General features: G+C 72.0%; 15 protein-coding genes and 1 pseudogene. 8 read left to right on the top strand and 8 right to left on the bottom strand.

Features of this window, described 5'->3' with window-relative positions:
- Window positions 1-73 precede the first annotated feature (73 nt).
- Window positions 74-1,081 (top strand): S41 family peptidase, encoded by a 1,008-nt coding sequence (locus G448_RS0100760; protein WP_245572119.1) that lies wholly within the window; start codon window positions 74-76, stop codon window positions 1,079-1,081.
- 249 nt (window positions 1,082-1,330) lie between these two features.
- The gene (locus tag G448_RS19070; protein WP_084436179.1) at window positions 1,331-3,643 is read left to right on the top strand and encodes an ATP-binding cassette domain-containing protein; all 2,313 of its coding nucleotides are present in this window, start codon (window positions 1,331-1,333) and stop codon (window positions 3,641-3,643) included.
- Here the strand turns inward: G448_RS19070 and ndk are convergent.
- From ndk to G448_RS0100735, 3 genes are all read right to left on the bottom strand, one after another.
- Entirely contained in the window at window positions 3,592-4,026 is a 435-nt protein-coding gene (ndk, locus tag G448_RS0100745; RefSeq protein WP_026406402.1) for a nucleoside-diphosphate kinase, read from the bottom strand. The genes G448_RS19070 and ndk overlap by 52 nt on opposite strands.
- Window positions 4,027-4,169: 143 nt before the next feature.
- Window positions 4,170-4,880 carry a dihydroxyacetone kinase subunit DhaL gene (dhaL, locus tag G448_RS0100740; protein WP_051268476.1) on the bottom strand — a complete coding sequence of 237 codons (711 nt, stop codon included), beginning with the start codon at window positions 4,878-4,880 and terminating at the stop codon, window positions 4,170-4,172.
- A 116-nt stretch (window positions 4,881-4,996) separates the two neighbouring features.
- The gene (locus tag G448_RS0100735) at window positions 4,997-6,919 is read right to left on the bottom strand and encodes a bifunctional folylpolyglutamate synthase/dihydrofolate synthase (RefSeq protein WP_034493930.1); all 1,923 of its coding nucleotides are present in this window, start codon (window positions 6,917-6,919) and stop codon (window positions 4,997-4,999) included.
- A 268-nt stretch (window positions 6,920-7,187) separates the two neighbouring features.
- Between G448_RS0100735 and G448_RS17920 the strand changes: the two genes are divergently transcribed.
- Window positions 7,188-7,445 (top strand): hypothetical protein, encoded by a 258-nt coding sequence (locus tag G448_RS17920; protein WP_156910877.1) that lies wholly within the window; start codon window positions 7,188-7,190, stop codon window positions 7,443-7,445.
- 36 nt (window positions 7,446-7,481) lie between these two features.
- Here the strand turns inward: G448_RS17920 and G448_RS0100720 are convergent, their stop codons facing one another.
- The 5 genes from G448_RS0100720 to ileS all read right to left on the bottom strand — a co-directional run bounded on the left by G448_RS0100720 (window position 7,482) and on the right by ileS (window position 14,995).
- Window positions 7,482-8,876 carry an ABC transporter permease family protein gene (locus G448_RS0100720; protein ID WP_026406399.1) on the bottom strand — a complete coding sequence of 465 codons (1,395 nt, stop codon included), beginning with the start codon at window positions 8,874-8,876 and terminating at the stop codon, window positions 7,482-7,484.
- Entirely contained in the window at window positions 8,873-9,610 is a 738-nt protein-coding gene (locus G448_RS0100715) for an ABC transporter ATP-binding protein (protein ID WP_026406398.1), read from the bottom strand. The genes G448_RS0100720 and G448_RS0100715 overlap by 4 nt, the downstream gene beginning before the upstream one ends.
- 176 nt (window positions 9,611-9,786) lie before the next feature.
- Window positions 9,787-10,452, bottom strand: coding sequence for a response regulator transcription factor (locus tag G448_RS0100710; RefSeq protein ID WP_026406397.1), 666 nt, complete (start codon window positions 10,450-10,452; stop codon window positions 9,787-9,789).
- Window positions 10,449-11,594 (bottom strand): sensor histidine kinase, encoded by a 1,146-nt coding sequence (locus G448_RS16915; protein ID WP_026406396.1) that lies wholly within the window; start codon window positions 11,592-11,594, stop codon window positions 10,449-10,451. Before G448_RS16915 ends, G448_RS0100710 begins: the two co-directional genes overlap by 4 nt.
- A gap of 23 nt (window positions 11,595-11,617) precedes the next feature.
- Window positions 11,618-14,995, bottom strand: a complete 3,378-nt coding sequence (gene ileS, locus G448_RS0100700) for an isoleucine--tRNA ligase (RefSeq protein ID WP_026406395.1) — start codon at window positions 14,993-14,995, stop codon at window positions 11,618-11,620.
- A gap of 1,466 nt (window positions 14,996-16,461) precedes the next feature.
- Here ileS and G448_RS0100695 point away from each other — a divergent pair.
- The 5 genes and pseudogenes from G448_RS0100695 (at window position 16,462) to cobA (ending at window position 22,294) form a co-directional block, all read left to right on the top strand.
- On the top strand, window positions 16,462-18,225 hold the full coding sequence (locus G448_RS0100695; protein WP_026406394.1) for a nitrite/sulfite reductase: 1,764 nt from the start codon (window positions 16,462-16,464) through the stop codon (window positions 18,223-18,225).
- Entirely contained in the window at window positions 18,222-19,070 is an 849-nt protein-coding gene (locus G448_RS0100690) for a phosphoadenylyl-sulfate reductase (protein WP_026406393.1), read from the top strand. Before G448_RS0100695 ends, G448_RS0100690 begins: the two co-directional genes overlap by 4 nt.
- A gap of 86 nt (window positions 19,071-19,156) precedes the next feature.
- Window positions 19,157-20,190 (top strand): annotated as a pseudogene (gene cysD, locus G448_RS17235) (sulfate adenylyltransferase subunit CysD).
- On the top strand, window positions 20,190-21,524 hold the full coding sequence (locus G448_RS0100675; RefSeq protein WP_026406392.1) for a sulfate adenylyltransferase subunit 1: 1,335 nt from the start codon (window positions 20,190-20,192) through the stop codon (window positions 21,522-21,524). Before cysD ends, G448_RS0100675 begins: the two are co-directional and overlap by 1 nt.
- Complete coding sequence (gene cobA, locus G448_RS14570) at window positions 21,521-22,294, top strand: uroporphyrinogen-III C-methyltransferase (protein WP_034493923.1); 774 nt, start codon at window positions 21,521-21,523, stop codon at window positions 22,292-22,294. Before G448_RS0100675 ends, cobA begins: the two co-directional genes overlap by 4 nt.
- Window positions 22,295-22,331 lie beyond the last annotated feature (37 nt).

Genomic DNA, 22,331 nt, shown 5'->3' with positions numbered 1-22,331 from the left:
CTCCCGGGGACGGACCGTGAACCGGTCCCGCGGGCCGATCCGCTCGGCGACCAGTGATGGCCATCATAGAGCCATGAGCACGCAGCGCCCCTCCCCCTCTCCCCGACCCGCCCGTTCCCGCCATCGGGTCCTCATGATCGTCGTCGTGGTCGTCTCCGTCCTCGTCGTCGTCGGCGCCGCCGGCGGGGCTTGGCTCGTCCACTCGGCGGGCCCCTCCCTCGGCATCTGGTGGCCCGCGCCCGATCCGCAGTCCTACGGGGCGAAGGTCCTGGACATCATGGACGCCGGCATCCACGCCACCGGCGAGGAGTGGGAGGCCGCCCGCGCCGACGCCTCCGAACGGATCAGGGCGGCCTCCACCCACGACGAGGTCGACGAGATCCTGACCGACGCCCTCGCAGTCGCCGGCGGCAAGCACTCCTTCATGATGGACGCCGACGAGGTCCGGAGCCTGAGCGACTCCTACATCGCACCGACGTCCTCCCTGGACGGGTGCGTGCTGACCGTCACGGTCCCGGAGTTCGCGGGAACCGTCGACCAGGGCGACGAGTACGCCAACACCATCGCGGACGCCCTGGGCGCGGACGGGGTCTGCGGCGTGGTGGTCGATCTGCGCGAGAACGGCGGCGGGGACATGGGGCCGATGCTCGCCGGGCTGTCCCCCCTGCTGCCCGACGGGACGGTCACCTCCTTCGTGATCCAGGGGCGCACCAGCGACGCCGCCCTCGAGGACGGCACGATCAAGGGCGGCGGCACATCGATCTCGGTGGGAGCCCGCGACAAGCTCGACGTGCCCGTGGCGGTGCTGACCTCGGGGACGACCGCCTCCTCGGGCGAGCAGACGCTCCTGGCCTTCCGCGGGCTGGACAACGCCCGGGCCTTCGGCGATCCGACCAGGGGCTACGCCTCGGTCAATCAGGAGTACCCGCTGTACACGGGGCGCACCATGGTCCTCACCACGGGCATCTCGCAGGCCCGCACCGGCGAGCGGTTCTCGGAGGAGCCGATCGCGCCCGACGTCGAGGTCCCGTCCCAGGAGGCGCCCGCGGCCGCGGCCGAGTGGATCGCCTCCCGGTCCTGATCCTCGCAGCGGCCCCCGGTCGGGTCCGCTCGTCGCCCGACCGGAGTCGTCGCCCGGACTCCGAGCGGCGAGCCCCCCCCTGATCGTCGGACGAGCCCGACGGCGACATCGCACGACTCGTCCGATGATGTCGGACCCATCGCGGCCCCGGCATGCTCATGGCAAGAGCGCTTGACAACCGACATCTGGTCAAGCATGCCTTCTAAGTCAAGGGAACTTGACATTCCGTCGACCGGTCCCGGAGCTCTCATGCTGATGATCAGACGCCTGTCCAAGCGCCTCGGGGGCCTTCAGGCCCTCGACTCCCTGTCCCTCACCCTGGACGACCACGAGCTGGTCGGCTTCGTGGGGGCCAACGGCGCCGGCAAGTCCACCGCCATGCGCATCGTCATGGGCGCGCTCGCCCCCGACGCGGGCGCGGTGACCTGGAACGGCGCACCGGTCGACGCCCGGATCCGCCGCCGCATCGGCTACATGCCCGAGGAGCGCGGCCTGTACCCCAGGATGAGGGTCGGCGAGCAGCTGACCTACCTCGCCCGGCTCCACGGCATCGACGCCGCCACCGCCCGCAGGGCCGGTCGGGAGTGGACCGAGCGCCTCGGCATCGCCCGGCGCCGCGACGACGAGGTCCAGAGGCTCTCCCTGGGCAACCAGCAGCGCGTCCAGCTCGCCGCCGCCCTCGTCGGCCGCCCCGACCTGCTCATCCTCGACGAGCCCTTCTCCGGCCTGGACCCGATGGCGGTCGACGTCATGAGCGCCGTGCTGCGCGAGTGCGCCCGATCCGGTGTGCCCGCCCTCTTCTCCTCCCACCAGCTCGACCTCGTCGAGCGCCTGTGCGACCGCGTCGTCATCATCCGCTCCGGCCGGCTCGTCGCCGAGGGCACCATCGACCGGCTCCGCGCCACCGCCGAACCGCGCTGGCGGGCCGTCGTCGAGACGGACGACTCCCCCGACGCCGCCGCGGACGCCGCCCGCGCCCTGCTGGCCGGCGTTCCCGACCCGCGGGTCACCGCCGCGGCGCACGACCGGGGAGCCCGCCTCGAGCTCTCCGCCGGCGGCCCCGACGAGCAGCCCCTCCGCCGGGCCGCCGAGCACCTGGGCCGTCTGCGCGAGCTGGGCCCGGTCCACCGCCCACTGACCGAGATCTTCCGAGAGGCCCTCGCCGCGCCCGCCGACGAGGCGGGGCGACCGGCGGGGCCGCCGGAGCCGGAGGCGCGGCGAGTGCCGCAACCGAGCAGGAGGCCTGAGAGCATGTCGTCATCGCGTACCGCCACGCCACGCAGCACCATGCCCCGCGGCGCCGAGATCCGTCTGGTCGCAGCACGCGAGCTGCGCGCCCAGCTGCTCAAGAGGTCCTCGCTCGCCGCCACGATCGTCCTGCTCGTCATCACCGTCGGCGGGATCCTCGCCCACAGCTACGTCACCGGGGACGACGAGGAGCCCTACCGCCTGGGCGTGCTCATGGCAGGTGCGGCGGACGCGGCGGATCCGGCGGACGCGACCGACTCGATCGAGCCGGCGGAGGCCGGCGCGCACGCGTCGACCTCCGTCCTGGAGCAGATCAAGGGCATCAAGGACTCCAAGGAGCGGCCCATCGAGGTCGTCGACCTCTCGGGCGCGCGGCCCGAGGCCGCTCTGGGCATCGACGACGGCGCCCCCGAGTCCCCCGGCGGCGCAGCCGGCACAGTCGATATGGTCCTCGACCTGACCGGGGAGACACCCGGGCTCCTCGTGTCCAGGAGCGAGAACTCCGACAGCGCCGTCGTGGCCGCCGTCACCAACATCCTGCAGCAGGCGGCGCTGTCGGACCAGGTCACCGCGCTCGGCGGGGACCCGGCGACGACGGCCGGGGCCCTGGCCCAGGCGGCGCCCCGGGTGGAGGCGCTCGACCCGCCCCGGTACGACTCCGAGGACTTCGGCGCCCGGTACGCGACCCTCGGCCTCATCGACATCCTCATGATCATCGTCATCATGGGCGGCGGCCAGACCATCGCCATGGGCGTGGTCGAGGAGAAGTCCAGCAGGATCGTGGAGATCCTGCTGGCCTGCGTGCGACCCGGCTCGCTCCTGGCGGGCAAGATCCTGGGCACGGGCGTCGCCGTCATCCTCGGCTACGGGCTCATCGGGCTCGCCGCGGGCGCCGCCGCCGAGCTGACCGGGGTCCTGCCCGAGGCGCTGTTCAGCATCGACGCGGTGGTCGTCGCCATGATCGTGTGGATGATCGTGGGCTATGCGATCGCCGCGGCGGCCTACGGGGCGGCCGGGGCGCGCCCGTCGCCCCCTCGCCCCCTCGCGCCGAGATCGGTCGAGTTCCGGCTCGAGATCGGCCCGGTTCGCCCGGGACCCACGGCGAGTGGCTCGCAGGCCGCCGCGAACCGCCCGCCGACCTGGTGCGAGTCGCTGGCCCGGGCCCGGAGTCGCTGGCCGGACTCCAATCGGCACCGGACTGCCGGCCTCGGTCAGAGGCTCATCGAGGGCTTCCTCGAAGGCTCCGGGGCCCGGCCCGGAGCTCAGTCGACGAGATGGGGGAACCAGATCGCGATCTCGCGCTCGGCCGACTGAGGCGAGTCGGAGCCGTGGACGAGGTTCATCATGGCCGAGCCGCCCCAGTCGCGGCCCAGATCGCCGCGGATGGTCCCCGGGGCCGCAATGGTCGGCTCGGTGGCGCCGATGAGGGAGCGCAGCCCCTCGACCACCCGATGCCCCTCGACGACGACGGAGACCAGCGGGCCGCTGGTCATGTACTCCACGACGCCGGGGTAGAAGGGCTTGTCGACGTGCTCCGCGTAGTGCTCGGCCAGCACGTCGGGGGTCGCCACGAGGCGGTCGAGCGCGACGATCTCGTAGCCCTTGGCCTCGATGCGGCGCAGGATCTCCCCGGTCAGCCGGCGTCGGACGGCGTCGGGCTTGATGAGGACGAGCATGCGCTCGGGGGCGTCGGTCATGGCGAATCCTTTCAACGCGAATCACGGCGGAGCGAGGGCGCGACGGCCCCGCGCAGGCCCCGCAAAGGCCCAGGACGCCAGCGTGTCGGCGATCGCCTCGATTGGCAACCCCTGTCATCTCCGCCCACCCCGGGCGGACACGGTCAGCCCATCTCGGCGCCCGCGGCCCGCACCGCGGCCGCGAGGATGAGGGCGGTCGAGAGCGCACCGGGATCGCAGTGGCCCGCGGAGCGCGCACCGAGATAGGAGGCGCGGCCCCTGCGCGCCGTCATCGGGCAGGTCGTCTCGGCGCCATCGGCCGCGGCGGCGGCCGCGGCCCGCAGCACCTCGGCCGGGCTCGCCCCTGCATCGGCGGCCTCACGCGCGGCCCGGGCGGCGGGCTGCCACGCGTCCAGCATCGTCTTGTCACCGATCTCGGCCCGTCCGCGCACCTGCACCCCGGCCGCGGCCTCGTTCAGGAGCATCGCGACATCCTGGGAGGACAGCACGGGCAGGTCGCCGATCCGCGACGCCCGCAGGAAGGCCGTCCCCAGCAGCGGACCGGCCGCGCCCCCCACCGTGGCCAGCAGAGTGGTCGCCGTCGCCTTGAGCACGCCCGCGGGCAGGTCGAGCACACCGCCCGCGCCCTGCCGGGAGTCGAGCTGGGAATCGAGCTTGGCCACCGCCGCGTGCATCCCGCGATCGAGATTGGCGCCGTGGTCGCCGTCGCCGATGGCCGCGTCCAGTGCCGTGAGCTCGTCACGGTGCTCGGCGACGGCCGCCGCCGCACCGCGGATCCAAGCGGTGCTCCACGCGACGTCAAGCGGCTTCTCGTGAGTCACGGTTCTCCTCGTCGTCCTGTTGCCGGTCAGCATCCTGTGCCGGCAGATGCCGGACTGTACTGCTCCATTCTGGCATCCCGCACGCCAGCGCGCCTGTTAGGCGCCCCGGCCCCGAGGATCCCGTGAGCGCGATGCCCGCCACACGCCCCTCAGGCCCGGCCGAACAGGGCGCGGGCCTCGGCGACCAGCACCACCGAGCCGACGACGAGGACGCCCGAGGACGCCAAGGGGTCGTCGAAGCCCTCCGAGAGGGTGACGGCTCTCTCGATGCCGCCCGCCAGCGTGTCGGCCGCATCGACGCGATCGGCGCCGAAGACCTCGCGCGCGACGACGGCCAGGTCCTCGACCTCCAAGGCGCGCGGGGAATCGACCGGCACGCACACCACCGCGTCGCAGGCCGGCTCGAGGACGGACAGGATCCCCTCGACATCCTTGTCCGCCATGACCCCGACGACCGCCACCAGATGGCGGAATCCGAACGCCTCCTCCACGGCGGGCACGAGCGCCCCCAGACCGTGGGGGTTGTGTCCGGCATCGACGATGACGGTCGGGCTGGAGCGCAGCACCTCCATGCGGCCGGGGCTGGCCACCGAGGCGAAGCCGTCCTCGACGATCTTGGCGGGCAGCGCACGGCCACCGAACAGGGCCTCGGCGGAGGCCAGCGCCAGCAGAGCGTTGTGCGCCTGGTAGTCGCCGTGCAGCGGGATGAAGACGTCCTCGTACACGGCAGCCGTGGTGCGCAGCGTCGTCATCTGCCCGCCCACGGCCAGGGTGCGATCCAGCACGCTCAGGACACCCGCGCCCGCCTCGTCAGGATCCTCCTCGGGATCCAGCTCACGGCGCCAGACGACGCCGTGCTGCGCGGCGGCCGCGGCGATGATGGCCTGCGCCGCCGGGGGCTGGACGGAGGTGATGAGCATGGCGCCGTCCTTGATGATGCCGGCCTTGTTGGAGGCGACCTCCTCGATGGTGTCGCCCAGCCAGGCGGCATGGTCCAAGCCGATGGGGGTGATCACCTCGACATCCCCGGGCACGACGTTGGTGCAGTCCCAGGTTCCGCCCATGCCGACCTCGATGACGGCGACGTCGACCGGATGATCGGCGAAGACGGCCAGCGCCATGACGGTTAGGACCTCGAAGAAGCTCATGCGCGGCCCGCCCGCCGCGGCCGAGCGCTCATCCACCATCCGGATGTAGGGGGCCACGTCCTCCCACGCGGCGATGAACCCCTCCTCGCTGATCGGCTCGCCGTCCAGGGCGATGCGCTCGCGAATGGTGGCCAGGTGGGGGCTGGTGAAGCGGCCGGTACGCATGCCGGTGGCGGCCAGGAGGCGCTCGGCCATGCGTGCGGTGGAGGTCTTGCCATTGGTGCCGGTGATGTGGATATTGCGGTAGGCCCGCTCGGGGTTGCCGAGCAGGTCGAGGGCCCACTCGACGCGCTCCAGGCTCGGCTGGACGCGGTGCTCGGGGGCGCGCGACAGAATCTCCGACTCCACCTCGCGCATGCGCGCAGAGACCTCGACGGCGCGGGCGGCGGCGAGCAGGTCGGCCCGGTGGTGCCCGGTCTCTTCAGTTTCCTCGTCCTCGTCCGAGTCGGCGCCCGATGCGGCGGGCGAGTCGGGAAGTTGAGGCTCCCACTCGTTCCAGTCGTCGGAGTCGTCCTCATCGACCTCGGCCAGGAGGGCGTCGAGGCGCTCCAGGTCGCCGCCCGGAATCATATTGGCGGCGACGAGTTCGCGCAGGGCCTCCAGGTCCTCCTCCTGAGCCCGGTGCCCAGCGGCGGCGTCATCAGTACCGCCGGCTTCGTCGGCTTCGTCGGCTTCGTCGGCTTCGTCGGCTTCGTCGGCTTCGTCGGCTTCGTCGGCTTCGCCGACATCACTGTCCTCAGCGTCGGCGGCCTCCAGGTAGGGCAGGAGCTCGGGATCGATTCCCTCGAGATCATCGGGGCCGGTCGAGCCACCGGCGGCCAGGACGGCGTCAACGACCTCCTCGCCCGTGGCTCCCTCGGGGATTCCGAAGGCAGCCCCCGGATGACCATCCCCTCCGCCGGAACGAGGCTCACTCCCGCTCATCACCACGTCCTTCGCGATTGTTCTTCGAATGTCCGTCCGCATGCCTTTCGCCGCATGCGCGACCAAGCAGCCCGAGCAGATGCTACCGCCATCTGTCAATAGAGGAAGGCAAAGTAATCGAGTTCACCTATCGTGAAGATGGAGACGCCGGCCGTAGGCGCCGACGTCGCCAGCGCGCCCGCGCTCGCCATCCTCACCGCCGACGGCCGCGTCCTCGAGTCGGGGTGAGCCGGGGGCGAGTCGGGGCGAGTTGAGTATGATCACAGTGATGACACGGATAACCCGGACAACGACTCAGACTCAGCGGCGCATCCTCTACCTCAGAGTTGCAGGACTCTGCCTGGGCCTGATCGCCATTGCATCCTTTCTGGGCGGCATGATCATCGCATCCGGAGCGGAGTCCGCCCGGCCATGGACGCTGGTCGGCTACCCCGCGCTCTTCGGCTGCCTGGGATGCGCCCACTTCCTGCGTCGCCTCGCGTCCCGGCGCGATAACGGCTCCTTGCAACGCGACGAAGCGCACTGACCGGATCGCCTCGCACTCACTCGCCTCACCCATGCCTCACTCAGCGGTCAGGGTGGAGCCGATCGGCGCCCGGTGGGCGCGGCGCACCGGTGCCAGGAGCACCGCGGCGAGAACCGCGAAGGACCCCAGAGCCAGCAGCACGAGTCGTCCGACGGCCGGGCTGGGCAGGAACGGCAGGCCCGCCCTGGCGAAGAACATCGCCTCGCCGAGCGCCGTGACGGCCAATGGAATGACGGAGATGATCAGGGCGGTCCCGACGTACAGGGCCGCCTCGATCACGACCTGGGCGCGCACACCTCCGATGGTGGCTCCCGCGCAGCGGAGCACGGCGATCTCCTGCTGTCTGGAGCGGGATGCCATGGCGACCACGGCGATGGCGCCGAGCAGGGCCATGGCCCCGAGAATCGCCGCCAGGACCAGGGAATCGGACTGGTTGAGCGTCACGTTCAGGTGCTCCGCCTCGATCACCGCCTCGGCCGTATCGAGGTTGGTCATCAGGGCGGCCGCGAAGGAGAAGGCCAGGGCCAGCTGGGCGATGGCGCTGGCCGCCAGGGAACTGCGCCACAGCGCGGAACGGCGGGCGATCATGCACGGCCCTCCGAGCCGGGCCAGCGGAGCCGACCAGGCGCGCAGCAGACCGGGAATCACTGCGGGCGCGAGCAGCACGACCAGGATGGCCAGCAGCAGGGCGGCCAGCATCGCCTGGCCGCCGCCGTCCGGCAGCCCATCGGCACGCTTACCGGGCCGGACCATGAAGGCCACGAGCAGCTGGACGACGCACACCAGGGCCCACGCCCCGGCCAGGATCCACCGGATGACGCCCATACGGCGCCGTCCCGACGCGGCGGTGGCGGTGCGGACCGCCTCGGCCGCCGGAGTGCGCACGGCGGTGCGCGCCGGGCCGATCGCCCCGATCACGGCGACGCCGACGACGGAGACGATCGTGAGCAGGACCGTCGCCGGCGTCTGGGCCACCTCGATCCGTCCCATGCGCTGCGCCGCCATGCGCGTGAGCACCGCGGCGAAGGGCTGGTCCACCACCGCCCCCACCAGGATGCCGGGCAGGCAGGACACCACCGCCACCGAGACCACGGTGGCGATGACGCCGACGAACACCTGCCGGGGCAGGGCGCCGGCCAGGCGCCACCTGGCCCAGTCCGTGCGCAGGGCCTGCACGCAGGACTGCCCGACGACCGCCACCACCGGGATCGCCACCATCGCCGAGTAGACGTACACCGATACGCCGGGCACCACCAGCTCCGCCGGTCTGACGCCCGCGGCCCGCGCCGCGGCGACCACGTCCGGCCGGGTGACGGTCATCCGGTGCACCAGGCAGACATCGACGAGGGCAGCCGCGAAGGCCAGCACCATCAGCGTGCCCGACCAGGCCCGCCACTGAACGGCCAGAGCGCGCAGCGTGTAGCGGATCATGCCGCCTCCCCCGCCCGGTTCATCACAGTCAGCAGCTCGTCGGGGGTGGCGCCGCAACGGCGGCCGACAATCACTCCATCGCGCATGACGAGCGCCGTCTCCGCCATGGCTGCTGCCCCTAGGTCGTGGGTGACCAGCACGACCGCGGCGCCCTCGTCGGCCAGGCGCCGCAGCTCGGCCAGGACGAAGGATGCCGAGCGCGTGTCCAGAGCCCCGGTCGGTTCATCGGCGAACACCACCGGCGGGCGGCGGTAGAGCACCCTCCCCAGGGCGACGCGCTGCTGCTCCCCGCCGGAGAGCGTCGTCGTGACCGCGTCGGCGCGCGCCTCAAGGCCGAGCCCGGCGAGGACCTGCTGCACGCGCGTCCGATCGGGCCTGCGGCCCGCCAGGGTGTCGCTGATCGTCAGATTCTCCCGCACGCTCAGGTAGGGCACGAGGTTGTAGGCCTGGAAGACGAAGCCGACCCGGTCGCGGTACAGCTCCGCCACGCGCGCGGCCGACAGCGCGCCCACGTCGCGCCCCATGAGGATCACCCGGCCCGAGGACGCCGGCTCGAGCCCCGCCAGGCACAGCAGGGCGGTGGACTTGCCCGACCCGCTGGGGCCCACCAGCGCCGTCACCCTGCCCGCCTCAATGGCGCAGGTGACGCCGTGCAGGATCTCGATCGGCCTCCCGCCGGGAGTCGGGAAGGACTTGCGCAGCTCGTGGGCCTCAACGGCGGGGGTCGGTCTCATGCCCCCATGTCAGCCCAGTGCGCCCGCGAGCGCAGTGGGCATGGCGGTCGGATCGTGGTGGGGAAAACCCCACCACGGACTCACACGGACTCAGGACTCTGCCGCGCGCCGTCGTGGCGCCGCTGGCCGGGATGAGAACCGATCGGGGTCGAATCCGGTCCGGGTCAGAGCCGGTCTCAGGGATGGTCGAGGAAGGCCAGTACGGCCAGCACGCGCCGGTTGCCCTCGCGCTGGGACAGGCCCAGCTTGTCGAAGATGGCGCCGATGTGCTTGACGACCGCCCCATCGGACAGGTGCAGCGCCTCGGCGATCCCGTGGTTGGTCTCCCCCGCCGACACGTGCTGGAGCACTTCCCGCTCCCGCGGCGTCAGGCGCTCCAGGCGGTCCTCGCTGCGGCGCATCAGCGCACTGATGACCTTGCGGTCCACGACCACCCCGCCGGAGGCCACGGCCTGGAGCGCCTGCATGAACTCGTGCACGTGGGCCACCCTGTCCTTGAGCAGGTACCCGACGCCGCCGGAGCGCGGGTCGTCCTCGGCCGAGTCCAGGAGTCGTTGCAGATACTCGTTGCCCAGGTACTGGGACAGGAGCAGGATCGGCAGGTGCGGGCGATCTCGGCGCAGCTCGATGGCGGCGCGCAGGCCGTCATCGGTCCTGCCCGGCGGCATGCGCACATCGGTGATGACGATGTCCGGCGGAACTGCGGGATCATTGCGCTTCACCACGTGGACCAGCTCGGTGGCGGTCGCCACGGACGCGACGACGTCGTGCCCGGCATGCTCGAGCAGCATGACCAGGCCCTCGCGCAGCAGCGCCTCGTCCTCGGCCAGGACTATCCTCATCGCTGCTCTCCCGTCGGGATGCGGACGGTGATGGTGGTCGGCCCGCCGTCGGGGCTGACCGCCTCGAAAGTACCTCCCAGACGGCGGGAACGGGCCGCCATTCCGAGGATTCCCTGCCCCGTCGGGGCGGCCCCGCCCCTGCCGTCGTCACGCACCGTCAGCACGACGGCACCGTTGTCAGCGCCGATGCACTCCACGCGCGCCTCGATGCGGCTGCAGCCGCTGTGCCGAATCGCGTTGGTGATCGCCTCGGAGGCGATGAGGTACAGGTTCTCGGCGATCTCATCGGGAGGCGACGGCGTCCCCTCCCCGCCGGCCCAGGTCACCCGGGTCGGGATTGGCAGGCCGGCGGCGAGCTCCTCCAGAGCGGCCCGCAGCCCCTGCTCGGCGAGAGTCCTCGGGGTGAGCCCGTGGGCCGCCTCCCGAACCGCGTCGGCGGCGGCGTCGATCTGCTCGCGCAGCTCGCCGAGGGTCTCGCGCGCCTCCGCCCCCGACGGGCCCTCGAGGCCGGCGAGCCGAAGCTCGAGGAGCCCCAGGCGGAGGCCGGCCGCGCTCAGGTGCAGCTGCGCGCCGTCGTGAAGGCGCTGCTCCATGAGCCTGCGCTCCAAAATGAGGCGGTCCTCCGTCTCCACGGCCCTGTCGACGAGGGCGTCGACCTGCTTCTGCAGTTGTTCGGCCCGCGGAGAGAGCAGCGCCGTGGACAGGCGCGCCAGCCCCGACGCCGCCCCGATCACGAGCCACGGGAGCAGGCACGCGCCGATGAGGCCGACGAGGACGATCAGGCAGCGCCCCGCCGGAGAGGCCGATGCGCCGCCGGCATCGGCCTGCGCCCGGACCGGCTCGATGAGGGTGATCTGCGCCGCGGTGCGCAGCATCGCGGCCGCGATCGTCCCCAGGATCGCCACCACGGCGAGGACCAGGACGAAGGCGGCCTCACGCAGACGACCCGCCCAGCCCGCCGCCCGGGGCGCGATCGGCGGGAGGCCGGCCAGCGTCACCAGCCGGCGCTCGGCGCCCGCCCATGCCGCCGCCCAGACGGGCAGCAGCACGATGGTGCTCGCGAACAGCCAGGTGAGCCATCCGGCTGCGATCTCCACGACGAGGTACGCCAACGACGTCCACGGCCGGCGCGTGCCCAGCACTCGGAGTGGAGCACGGAGCAGATTCAGCCCTCCGCCTTCGCAACGGAGGCACTGGCCTGATCGGCCTGCGGGTCGGTCAGGACGTTCGCGGCCACGCACCCGGTCTCGCCCTTGATCAGGTCCAGATGCGCGCCCGTCCAGGCGCCCCTGTCGGCCGGAACCGTCAGGGTCAGCTCGATGCGATCGCCCACGTGCAGCCCGGCGGCCTTGCGCTCGTCCTGGACGAGCCGGATCAGGTCGCGCGCCCAGCCCTCGGCCTCCAGGGCGTCGTCCAGGGCCGTGTCCAGGACGATGAAGGCGCCCGAGCCGATCATGGTCGCGGCCAGGGAGTCGTCATCGACCTCGATGCGGCTGGTCAGGGTGAATGAGCTCTCCTCGGCCTCGAGCACCACGGGTGCACCGCCCACCAGGACGTCGTCGAAGCGCACGTCCCCGTCCTCGGTCAGCGTCCACTCCCCCGCCTTGACGGCCGCGAAGAGCTTGCTGGTCGCCTTGCGGATATCGGGGTCGAAGGCGCGGGGGTTGAGGGTGAGCTGCTCGGTCACCTCGTAGCCGGCGTCGGCGGCATCGAGCACCCGCACCTCCTTGACGTTGACCTCCTCAGCGATCAGGTCGCGGAAGGGCGCCAGAGCGGCGGGATCGGTCGTGGCCACGGTGAGCGAGCGCAGCGGCTGGCGCACGCGCAGCTTCTCGGCCTTGCGCAGGCTCAGCGCCGCCGAGACGGCGTCACGGGCCTCATCCATGGCGGCCACCAGGGAGGAGTCGGCCACATGCGCGGGCAGGACCGGCCAATCGGTCAGGTGCACGGAGCGCTCCCCCGTCAGACCGCGGTAGATCTCCTCGCTGGTCAGCGGGGTGAGCGGAGCCATCACCTGCACCAGGACGCGCAGCACGGTGGCCAGGGTGTCGAAGGCCGGCCGGCAGACCGCGGCATTGGCCCCGTCGGTGAAGCGGCTCCGCGAGGTGCGCAGGTACCAGTTGGTGAGCACGTCGAGGAATTCGCGCACGGTGGCGGTGGCGCCGGTGACGTCGTAGGCGCTCATCTGCGCCCCCACGGTGGCGGCCAGGTCCTTGGTGCGAGCCAAGATGTAGCGGTCCATGACGTGCAGGGAGCCCTTCTTGCCGAACAGGCCCGCGTCGTCCAGGTCCACCCCGTCGGTGACGTAGCCGCGCCCGTCGTCGGCCTGCCCCGCGTAGAGCGCGAAGAAGTACCAGACGTTCCACAGCGGCAGCAGCACCTGGCGCACGGTGTCGCGGATGGCCTTGTCGGTGACCACGAGGTTCCCGCCGCGCACCACGGGGCTGGACAGCAGGAACCAGCGCATGGCGTCGGCGCCGTCGCGGTCGAAGACCATGGAGACGTCGGGGTAGTTGCGCCGGGACTTGCTCATCTTCGCCCCGTCGTTGCCCAGGAGGATCCCGTGGGAGACGCAGTTGGTGAAGGCGGGCCGGTCGAACAGGGCCGTGGCCAGCACGTGGAGGGTGTAGAACCATCCGCGGGTCTGGCCGATGTACTCCACGATGAAGTCCCCGGGGTAGTGGGACTCGAACCACTCGACGTTCTCGAAGGGGTAGTGCACCTGGGCGAAGGGCATGGAGCCGGACTCGAACCAGCAGTCCAGAACATCGGGGATGCGGCGCATCATGGACTTGCCCGTGGGGTCATCGGGGTTGGGCCGCACGAGGGTGTCGATGAAGGGGCGGTGCAGGTCGGTGATCGTCACCCCGAAGTCGCGCTCGAGCTCTTCGAAGGAGCCGTAGACGTCCTCGCGCGGGTAGCGCGGGTCGTCCGAGCGCCATACCGGGATGGGAGCGCCCCAGAAGCGGTTGCGGGAGATCGACCAGTCGCGGGCGCCGGCCAGCCACTTGCCGAAGATGCCGTCCTTGATGTGTCCGGGGAACCAGTCGATCTCCTGGTTGAGCTCGACCATGCGGTCGCGGATGGCGGTCACGCGCACGAACCAGGAGGAGACGGCCTTGTAGATGAGCGGTTTGCGGCAGCGCCAGCAGTGCGGGTAGGAGTGCACGTAGGAGGCCTGGCGCACCAGGACGGCGCGCTGGGCGGCATCGCGGCGGGCCAGGGGGCCGCTGCCGTCGCGCAGGTCGGCCACGATCGGCTTGTTGGCCTCGAAGACCTGGAGCCCGGCGTAGTCGCCGACCTCCTCGGTGAAGCAGCCGCCGTCGTCCACGGGCACGACGGTCTCGATGCCCGCCTCGGTGCAGGCGATCATGTCGTCCTCACCGAAGGCGGAGGCCATATGGACCAGACCGGTCCCGTCCGTGGTGGTGACGAAGTCGGCGGTGATGACGCTCCAGGCGTTCGGCCCGGGAGCGGCGCGGTGGGCGTCGTCATCGAAGTAGTCGAAGATGGGGTGGTAGCGCACTCCCGCCAGGTCGGCCCCGATGCAGGCGGCCACGATCCGCGGGTCCTCGCCGAGCTCGCGGACATAGGCGCCCAGAAGGTCCTTGGCGATGACGACGTCCTCGCCCGCCACCGGCGAGTCGAGGTCCTCGGCGACGTGCACGGTGACGTACTCGACGTCGGGACCCACGGCGACGGCCAGGTTGGAGGGCAGGGTCCAGGGGGTCGTGGTCCAGATGAGCAGGAGCTCGGGCCGCTCCGCCCCCCGACGCAGCGGCTCCTGAAGACGCAGGCCCACCGTGACGGTGTTGTCCTGGCGGTCCTGGTAGATGTCGTCGTCCATCTTGAGCTCGTGGTTGCTCAAGGGGGTGCGGTCGTGCCAGCAGTAGGGCAGCACGCGGTAGCCCTGATAGGCCAGGCCCTTGTCGTAGAGGGACTTGAAGGCCCACAGGACGGACTCCATGTAGGTGGGGTCGAGGGTCTTGTAGTCGTGCTCGAAGTCGACCCAGCGCGCCTGGCGGGTGACGTAGTCCTCCCACTCCTCGGTGTAGCGCAGCACGGAGGAGCGGCACTCGGCGTTGAACTTCTCGATGCCGATGCCGCCGGGGCGGGTGATCTCGGTGACGTCGTCGAGGCCGAGCAGGCGCTGGGCCTCGAGCTCGGCGGGCAGGCCGTGGGTGTCCCAGCCGAATCGGCGCTCGACGCGCTTGCCCATCTGGGTCTGGAAGCGCCCGACGGCGTCCTTGACGTAACCGGTCAGGAGGTGGCCGTAGTGCGGCAGGCCGTTGGCGAAGGGCGGGCCGTCGTAGAAGACGAATTCGTCGCAGGGCTCATCGCGATTGTCGATGGAGGCCTGGAAGGTGCCGTCGGCCTTCCAGTAGGCGAGGACATCCTCCTCGATGGCGGGGAAGGACGGCGATGGCTCAACCGCCTGGCCGGGCCGGTGCAGGGGGTAGAAGGCGGCGCCCGTGTGGGCGGTGGTCGGCTTGGCGGTGCCGGACGTATCGGCGGTAGCGGCGGTGTCGGCGGTATCAGCCATCGGGGTCTGCCTCGTGTCTCACTCGTGAACATCTGCGTCTCACGAGGACGACGCCGTCCCCGCCGGTCCCGGCTGGCAGCCGGCGCGGGGAAGGGCACCGCGGTACCACCTCGCTTGCCGCGCGCCTCGCCCACAGGGTGGAGCCCTGAGGCACCGCCGCCGCGTGAGAGCCGCGACGGCGGACGGTGCGCGACCGCTCGTGCGGGGCTGTACGGGCCCCTCCCGCCCGGGTCTAATGGGGCACATGCCGACCTGAGCCACCTGAGCCGATCGGCTGATTGAGGCCGATGAGCCGGCTGGACGGCAGGCACCTGTTCTTCCGGGAGGCTCGCCGGTGATGCCCGGATTCGTCGTACGCACAGTGCACACAGTGCACACGACGTTCCGGCCGGGTCAGCGCCTGGATGCCAGGGAGTGTAATCAGACCCGGGCGGCCCGGACCAGCCGCAAGCCCCGGTCGGCGGCGTCATCCTCGACACACCCTGACGCGCTGCTGACACACGACACGCTGCGCAGCCTCCGATCGCAGCCACGAACCGCAGCTCGCCTCGGCGCCCACCGGATCCGCCCGACTCGGGAGGCTCGGGAGGCTCGGGAAACCATGTCGAGCCGGCCGCCGGCGGCGAGGCCGGCCCAGCCAAACGCGGACAACAGAAAAGCCCCAACGTGAACGTACTTTTGCGATGTGAACGTACTTTTCTCCCATTCCACTGGGGCTAAAGCTCAGTGGAATGGGAGAAAAGTACGTTCACATGACGAAGGTACGTTCACGTTCCCGCTCGACACCGGTTGGCAGAGCCGTAGAGCCCCGCGGTCGCGCCCGCCGGACCGGAGCCGATCATCCCGCATCCAGGCCCAGTCCGGACCCGATCCGGCACGACTGGCAGGCGCCCCCGAGCCGGCGCCCCGTCCGTAGACTGACGGCACCGGCGCGTCCCAGGTAGGGCCGCACGACCTCGACGGCGCCCCGTCCGCAGCCTCACGGCGCTGCGCCGGCCCTCTTCGTCATTCCTCATCCCTCTCCCCTCTCCGGCGTGACGCAGGCCGCACGGCGCACTACCGGGTTCCGCTCTGGAGACCACCCCGATTCCGCAGGATGAGATTCTTCGGGATTTTCGTGGTTCATCCCAATGACACAGCGTCATCTTGCGAGGTTCCCTACCTGTAGAGCCACGCGTCGCCCTCACTAGCGTCAGTGGCATGACCGCCGCACGCCGTACCGCCGCCAGGGGCATCCCGGAGAGGATCAGCCCCTCGGCGCACCAGCGTGCCCACGGACGAGTCATGTGTTGTCAGGCCTGACAGGCGCCTGACCGCAACGGCACGACCGCACACGGATCCGGCGCAACGAGGCGTCCGGGGCCGCACAGGCGCGTGCGAGAGGTGGAGCCATGACGGCCACCGCCATGGACCGCGGCGAGAACCGCCACCGGACGCTCATCGATCCCACTTTCTCGGAGAAGGACATGAGCACCACCACCCGCACCCGGCCTGCGCGCGAGCGCCCTGTCACGGCCCGTCGCCCCGTCCCGGATGCCGCTCCCGGAGCCCGGCGCGACGTCCGCCCGCCGCGCCGGGGCCGCTCCAACGGCCAGTGGCTCGTCGACGGCCGCGAACCGCTCAATGACAACGAAGTACTCAAGCAGGACGGGAACCCGCTGGGTGCCCGCGAGCGCATCATCGCCGACTACGCCACGGGCGGCTTCGGCTCCATCGACCCCACCGACCTGCACGGCCGTTTCCGATGGTGGGGGCTGTACACCCAGCGCAAGCAGGGCATCGACGGCGGCAGAACCGCCCAGCTCGACGTCACCGAGCTGGAGGACCACTACTTCATGCAGCGCATCCGCATGGACGGTCAGACGCTGTCGGTGGGCCAGATGCGGGTCATCGGCACCGCCTCCAACGATTTCGCCCGCGGCACTCTGGACATCACCGACCGTCAGAACCTCCAGCTGCACTGGCTCGAGATCGAGAACATCCCCGAGCTGTGGCGGCGTCTGGACGACGTCGGACTGACCACCGTCGAGGCCTGCGGGGACACCCCTCGGGGATTCCTGGTCTCACCGGTGGCCGGCATCGAGCCGGAGGAGGTCATCGACCCCTCCGAGGCGGCCCGGGCGATCCACGACGCCTACCTGGGCGACCCGGAGATCGCCAACCTGCCGCGCAAGTTCAAGACGGCCTTCACCGGCTCGCCCACACTCGATGTCCTCCACGAGATCAACGACATCTCCTACGTCGGCGTCGACCACCCCGAGCTCGGCCCCGGCTACGACCTGTGGATCGCCGGCGCCCTGTCCACCGCGCCGTTCCTGGGCAGGCGCCTGGGGGCCTTCGTGCGCCCCGACCAGGTCGGCGACGTGTGGTGGGGCGTGGTCCGCATCTTCCGCGACTACGGCTACCGGCGCCTGCGCAACAAGGCGCGGCTGAAGTTCCTCATGGCCGAGTGGGGGCCCGAGCGCTTCCGCGAGGTCCTGGAGGAGGAGTACCTCGGCTTCCGCCTCGCCGATGGGCCGGCCCCGCGCCCGCCTCGCGGCGAGGCCGACCACCTGGGCGTGCACCTGCAGCGGGACGGCGCCTACTGGATCGGCGGGAAGCCCCCGGTGGGACGCCTGTCAGGGGACATCATGCTGGGCCTGGCCGACCTGGCGGAATCGGTGGGATCGGACCGGGTGCGCACCACACCCCTGCAGAACATCCTGCTGCTGGACGTGCCCGGGGACAGGACCGACGACGCCGTCGCCGGATTGAGGGCGCTGGGGATCGACCCCGACCCCGGCCCCCTGACCCGCTCGATGCTGGCGTGCACCGGCCTGGAGTTCTGCAAGTTCGCGATCGTGGAGACCAAGGCCCTGGCCGCACGTGTGGCGGCCGAGCTCGACGAGCGCCTGGCCGACACCGATTTGGAGCGCCCGCTGACCGTCAACATCAACGGCTGCCCCAACTCCTGCGCGCGCATTCAGACCGCCGACGTCGGCCTCAAGGGCCAGATCATCACGGTCGACGGCGAGCGCGTCCCGGGCTTCCAGGTCCACCTGGGCGGCTCCCTGGCCCGCGAGGGCCGGCCCGAGGCCGAGATCGGCCGCACGGTGCGCGGGCTCAAGGTGCCCGCCACCGGCCTGACCGACTACATCGAGCGCCTCGTGCGCCGCTACCTCGCCCAGCGGGAGGACGAGGAGAGCTTCGCCCAGTGGGTTCATCGTGCCGATCAGGAGGCCCTTCAATGACTGTCATCAGCCCTCTCGCCCCGAACCGCGCTGAACTCGCCGAACCCGCCGAGCCGGCTGAGTCTCCTGGGTCCGCCGGGCCCGCCCGCAACCGCTTCGGGCGCGCCACCGCCCGGGGCGCCAACGCCCCGCGCCCGGCCGATGCCCCCAGGCGCGACGAGGACGAGCTGCGCGCCCTGGCCGCAGCGGGCGCAGCCGACCTCGGCGACGACGCCCCCGCCGCCGAGGTCATCGCCTGGGCGGCCCGCACCTTCCCGGGCACGCTCGCGGTGGCCTGCTCCATGGCCGACGCCGTTTTGCCCCACGTCGTCTCCGCCCTGGTCCCGGGCGTCGATACGCTCTTCGTGCAGACGGGCCTCCACTTCGCCGAGACCAACGGCACCCGCGACGCCGTGGCGGCCACCATGGACATCACGCTCATCGACGTGCTGCCCGCGCTGAGCGTGGCCGAGCAGGACGAGCGCTTCGGACCGCGCCTGCACGCGCGCGACCCGGGCCTGTGCTGCCGCCTGCGCAAGGTCGAGCCGCTGGCGCGCGCGCTCGCCGGGTACGAGGCCTGGGCCACCGGGGTGCGTCGCGAGGACGCCCCCACCCGCGCCGCCGCCCCGCTGGTCGGCTTCGACCGGACGCACCGGATCGTCAAGATCAATCCACTGGCCGCCTGGACCATCGAGGAGCTCCTGGACTACGCGACCGAGCACGGCGTCATCGTCAACCCGCTGCTGGCCGACGGATACCCCTCGATCGGCTGCGAGCCCTGCACCGCCCGCGTCGCCCCCGGCGAGGACCCGCGCTCGGGCCGCTGGTCCGGCTTCGCCAAGACCGAGTGCGGCATCCACCTGTGAGCGCCCTGTCATCGCCAAACCATCGTCAACCAGCGCGGATCGTCGCAGATCGACGCCGCCCCCCTTCCGGAGGACCCGTGACCCCCCTGACCGCAACCACGACGACCGCAACGACCCCCGTAGCCGCTGAAGCCGTCAGAACCACTGCGCCCACTGAATCCGCCGCACCCGCTGCGACTCCGGGGACGACCCCGGCGGCCGACCGGGCGGGAGCGGGGGACGGCTCCCCTCCCCTCGACCAGCTCGACGCCCTGGAGGCCGAGGCCATCGCCGTCGTCCGGGAGGCCGTCGCCGAGTGCCGCCGGCCCGTGCTGCTCTTCTCCGGCGGCAAGGACTCCGTGGTCGTGCTGCACCTGGCGCGCAAGGCCTTCTGGCCGGCGCCCGTGCCCTTCCCCCTGCTGCACGTGGACACCGGCCACAACTTCCCCGAGGTGCTCGCCTACCGGGACGCCGTCGCCGAGCGCCTCGGGATGCGCCTGATCATCGCCCGCGTCCAGGACTACATCGACGACGGCCGGCTGCGCGAGCGGCCCGACGGCACCCGCAACCCCCTGCAGACCCGCCCCCTGCTGGACGCCATCCGGGACGGCGGCTTCGACGGGGTCTTCGGCGGCGGACGACGCGACGAGGAGAAGGCGCGCGCCAAGGAGCGCATCGTCTCCCTGCGCGACGAGTTCGGGCAGTGGGACCCGCGCAACCAGCGCCCCGAGCTGTGGACCCTGCTCAATCCGCGCCACGCCCCCGGCGAGCACGTGCGCGTCTTCCCGCTGTCGAACTGGACCGAGCTGGACGTGTGGCGCTACGTCGAGCGCGAGGGCATCGCCCTGCCGAGCCTGTACTACGCCCATGAGCGCGAGGTCCTCCTCCGCGACGGCATGTGGCTGGCGGTGAGCCCCGTGACCCGGCCGCGCCGCGGGGAGCGCACGCGCACTGCGAGGGCGCGCTACCGCACCGTGGGCGACATGTCCTGCACCGGTGCGGTGGAGTCCGCCGCGACCACCAACCACGAGATCGTCGTCGAGGTGGCGGCCTCCTCCCTCACCGAGCGGGGCGCCACCCGCGCCGACGACCGCCTGAGCGAGGCGCCATGGAGGACCGCAAGAGGGAGGGGTACTTCTGATGAGCGCCCCCTCCGCCGAGCGGGCCGAGACCGCCCTCCAGGGCGGGGGCCTGCTGCGCCTGGCCACCGCCGGGAGCGTCGACGACGGCAAGTCCACCCTCGTGGGCCGTCTCCTGCTCGACTCCAAGTCCGTTCTGCGCGATCAGCTCGCAGCCGTGGAGCGGGTCAGTCTGGACAGGGGCCTGACGCGGGCGGACCCGGCGCTGCTCACCGACGGCCTGCGGGCCGAGCGCGAGCAGGGCATCACCATCGACGTCGCCTACCGCTACTTCGCCACCCCGCGGCGCTCCTTCATCCTGGCCGACTGCCCCGGACACGTGCAGTACACGCGCAACATGGTCACCGGCGCCTCGACGGCCGACGTCGTCGTACTGCTGGTGGACGCGCGCCACGGCGTGCTCGAGCAGACCCGCAGGCACCTGGCGGTCGCCGGACTCCTGGCGGTGCCCCACGTGGTGGTCGCAGTCAACAAGATCGACCTGGTCGACTTCTCGGCCGAGGCCTTCACCCGCGTGGCCGACCGGATCGAGCGGGTCGCCGCGGCCCTCGGCGTCGCCGACGCGCGCATTCTGCCCACCTCGGCGCTTCTGGGGGACAACATCGTGGAGCGCTCGGCGCGCACCCCCTTCTACGACGGCCCGGCGCTCCTGGAGCTCCTGGAGTCCCTGCCCGCGGAGTCGGCACGCGCCGATCGCCCCCTGCGCCTGCCCGTCCAGATGGTCATCCGCCCCCGGGCCGCCGCCGCCGAGGGCCTGAGCGAGTACCGCGGCTACGCCGGGAGCATCGCCGCCGGCACCGTGAGCATCGGCGACGAGGTCGTCGTCCTCCCCTCCCGCCGGCGCACCGCGGTGACCGGCATCAACCTGGGCGCGCGGGCGCTCCCCTCGGCACGAGCCGGGCAGTCCGTGGCCCTGGAGCTCGCCGACGACATCGACATCGCCCGCGGCGACGTCATCGCGGGACCCCGCGGCCTCCCGCCGCTCGTGCGGGAGATCGACGCGCACGTCGCCTGGTTGTCCGAGCATCCCCTGCACGGGGACGACCGGATCCTGGTCAAGCACGGCACGCGCACGGTCCGGGCCCTCGTGGCGGGCATCGAGGGCGCCCTGGACCTGGACGACCTGACGACCGCGCCCGCCGACCGGCTCGTTCTCAACGACATCGGACGGGTCCGCCTCCGGCTGGCGGAGCCGCTGCCCGCGGCCGACTACGCGGCCTCGCGCACCGACGGCGCCTTCCTGCTCATCGACCCGCAGGACGGCCGGACCCTGGCGGCCGGCATGGTCCGCGCTCCCGAGGCGCTCGAGAGGCGCGTCGAGGAGGCCGGGTCATGAGCGCTTCTGCGCGAGTGGGCATCACCGACGACGACGCGGGCGGCTGGGTCGCCCTCGTGGGCGGGGGCCCGGGCGAACCCGGGCTCATCACCGTGCGCGGCATGGAGCTGCTCGCCCGCGCCGACGTCGTCGTCGCCGATCGCCTGGCGCCGCGCGGCCTGCTGAGCGGCCTGGCCCCGACCGTCGAGGTGATCGACGCCTCCAAGCGGCCCGGCGACCACCTGATGCCCCAGGCCGACATCGACGCCCTGCTGGTGGCCCGCGCCCGGGCCGGCAGGCGAGTGGTGCGGCTCAAGGGCGGCGACCCCTGCGTGCTCGGGCGCGGCGGCGAGGAGGCGCGGGCCTGCCGCGCCGCCGGCGTGACCGTCGAGATCGTCCCCGGAGTGACCTCCGCCATCGCCGTGCCGGCGGCGGCGGGCATACCGGTCACGCACCGCGGACTCGCCCGCGGCTTCTCGGTCGTCTCGGCCAACGAGGACCTGGTCGCCACCGTCCCGGCGCGCCGCGATCACACCCTGATCCTGCTCATGGGAGTGCGCCATCTGCGTCGCTCCACGGCCCTCCTCACCGGTCGCGGTGCCGACCCCGGCACCCCGGCGGCCGTCGTCGAGCGCGGCTACCGCCCCGACCAGCGGGTGACCACCACCATCCTGCGTCATCTCCCCGATGTCGCCGAGTCCATCGGAGCGAGAGCGCCGGCGGTCATCGTCCTCGGCGACGTCGTCACGGTCAGCCCCGCCTGGAAGGACCGGGTCGTGCCCCGGGGCTGATCGACCGCCCCTCCGCCCCCCCCAGTCAGATCGGATC

Source organism: Actinomyces gerencseriae DSM 6844, from assembly GCF_000429265.1.
Lineage (GTDB): Bacteria > Actinomycetota > Actinomycetes > Actinomycetales > Actinomycetaceae > Actinomyces > Actinomyces gerencseriae.
Note: the sequence above shows the minus strand (reverse complement) of the source record. Positions and strands in the feature narration are given on the sequence as shown.

Coding starts and splice junctions, on each gene's coding strand:
- G448_RS0100760 (WP_245572119.1), top strand. CDS start 74: ATGAGCACGCAGCGCCCCTCCCCCTCTCCCCGACCCGCCCGTTCCCGC.
- cobA (WP_034493923.1), top strand. CDS start 21,521: ATGAGCGCTTCTGCGCGAGTGGGCATCACCGACGACGACGCGGGCGGC.
- G448_RS0100715 (WP_026406398.1), bottom strand. CDS start 9,610: ATGAGACCGACCCCCGCCGTTGAGGCCCACGAGCTGCGCAAGTCCTTC.
- ndk (WP_026406402.1), bottom strand. CDS start 4,026: ATGACCGACGCCCCCGAGCGCATGCTCGTCCTCATCAAGCCCGACGCC.
- G448_RS19070 (WP_084436179.1), top strand. CDS start 1,331: ATGCTGATGATCAGACGCCTGTCCAAGCGCCTCGGGGGCCTTCAGGCC.
- G448_RS0100735 (WP_034493930.1), bottom strand. CDS start 6,919: ATGAGCGGGAGTGAGCCTCGTTCCGGCGGAGGGGATGGTCATCCGGGG.
- G448_RS0100690 (WP_026406393.1), top strand. CDS start 18,222: ATGACTGTCATCAGCCCTCTCGCCCCGAACCGCGCTGAACTCGCCGAA.
- G448_RS0100720 (WP_026406399.1), bottom strand. CDS start 8,876: ATGATCCGCTACACGCTGCGCGCTCTGGCCGTTCAGTGGCGGGCCTGG.
- G448_RS0100675 (WP_026406392.1), top strand. CDS start 20,190: ATGAGCGCCCCCTCCGCCGAGCGGGCCGAGACCGCCCTCCAGGGCGGG.
- G448_RS0100710 (WP_026406397.1), bottom strand. CDS start 10,452: ATGAGGATAGTCCTGGCCGAGGACGAGGCGCTGCTGCGCGAGGGCCTG.
- ileS (WP_026406395.1), bottom strand. CDS start 14,995: ATGGCTGATACCGCCGACACCGCCGCTACCGCCGATACGTCCGGCACC.
- dhaL (WP_051268476.1), bottom strand. CDS start 4,880: ATGCTGACCGGCAACAGGACGACGAGGAGAACCGTGACTCACGAGAAG.
- G448_RS17920 (WP_156910877.1), top strand. CDS start 7,188: ATGACACGGATAACCCGGACAACGACTCAGACTCAGCGGCGCATCCTC.
- G448_RS0100695 (WP_026406394.1), top strand. CDS start 16,462: ATGAGCACCACCACCCGCACCCGGCCTGCGCGCGAGCGCCCTGTCACG.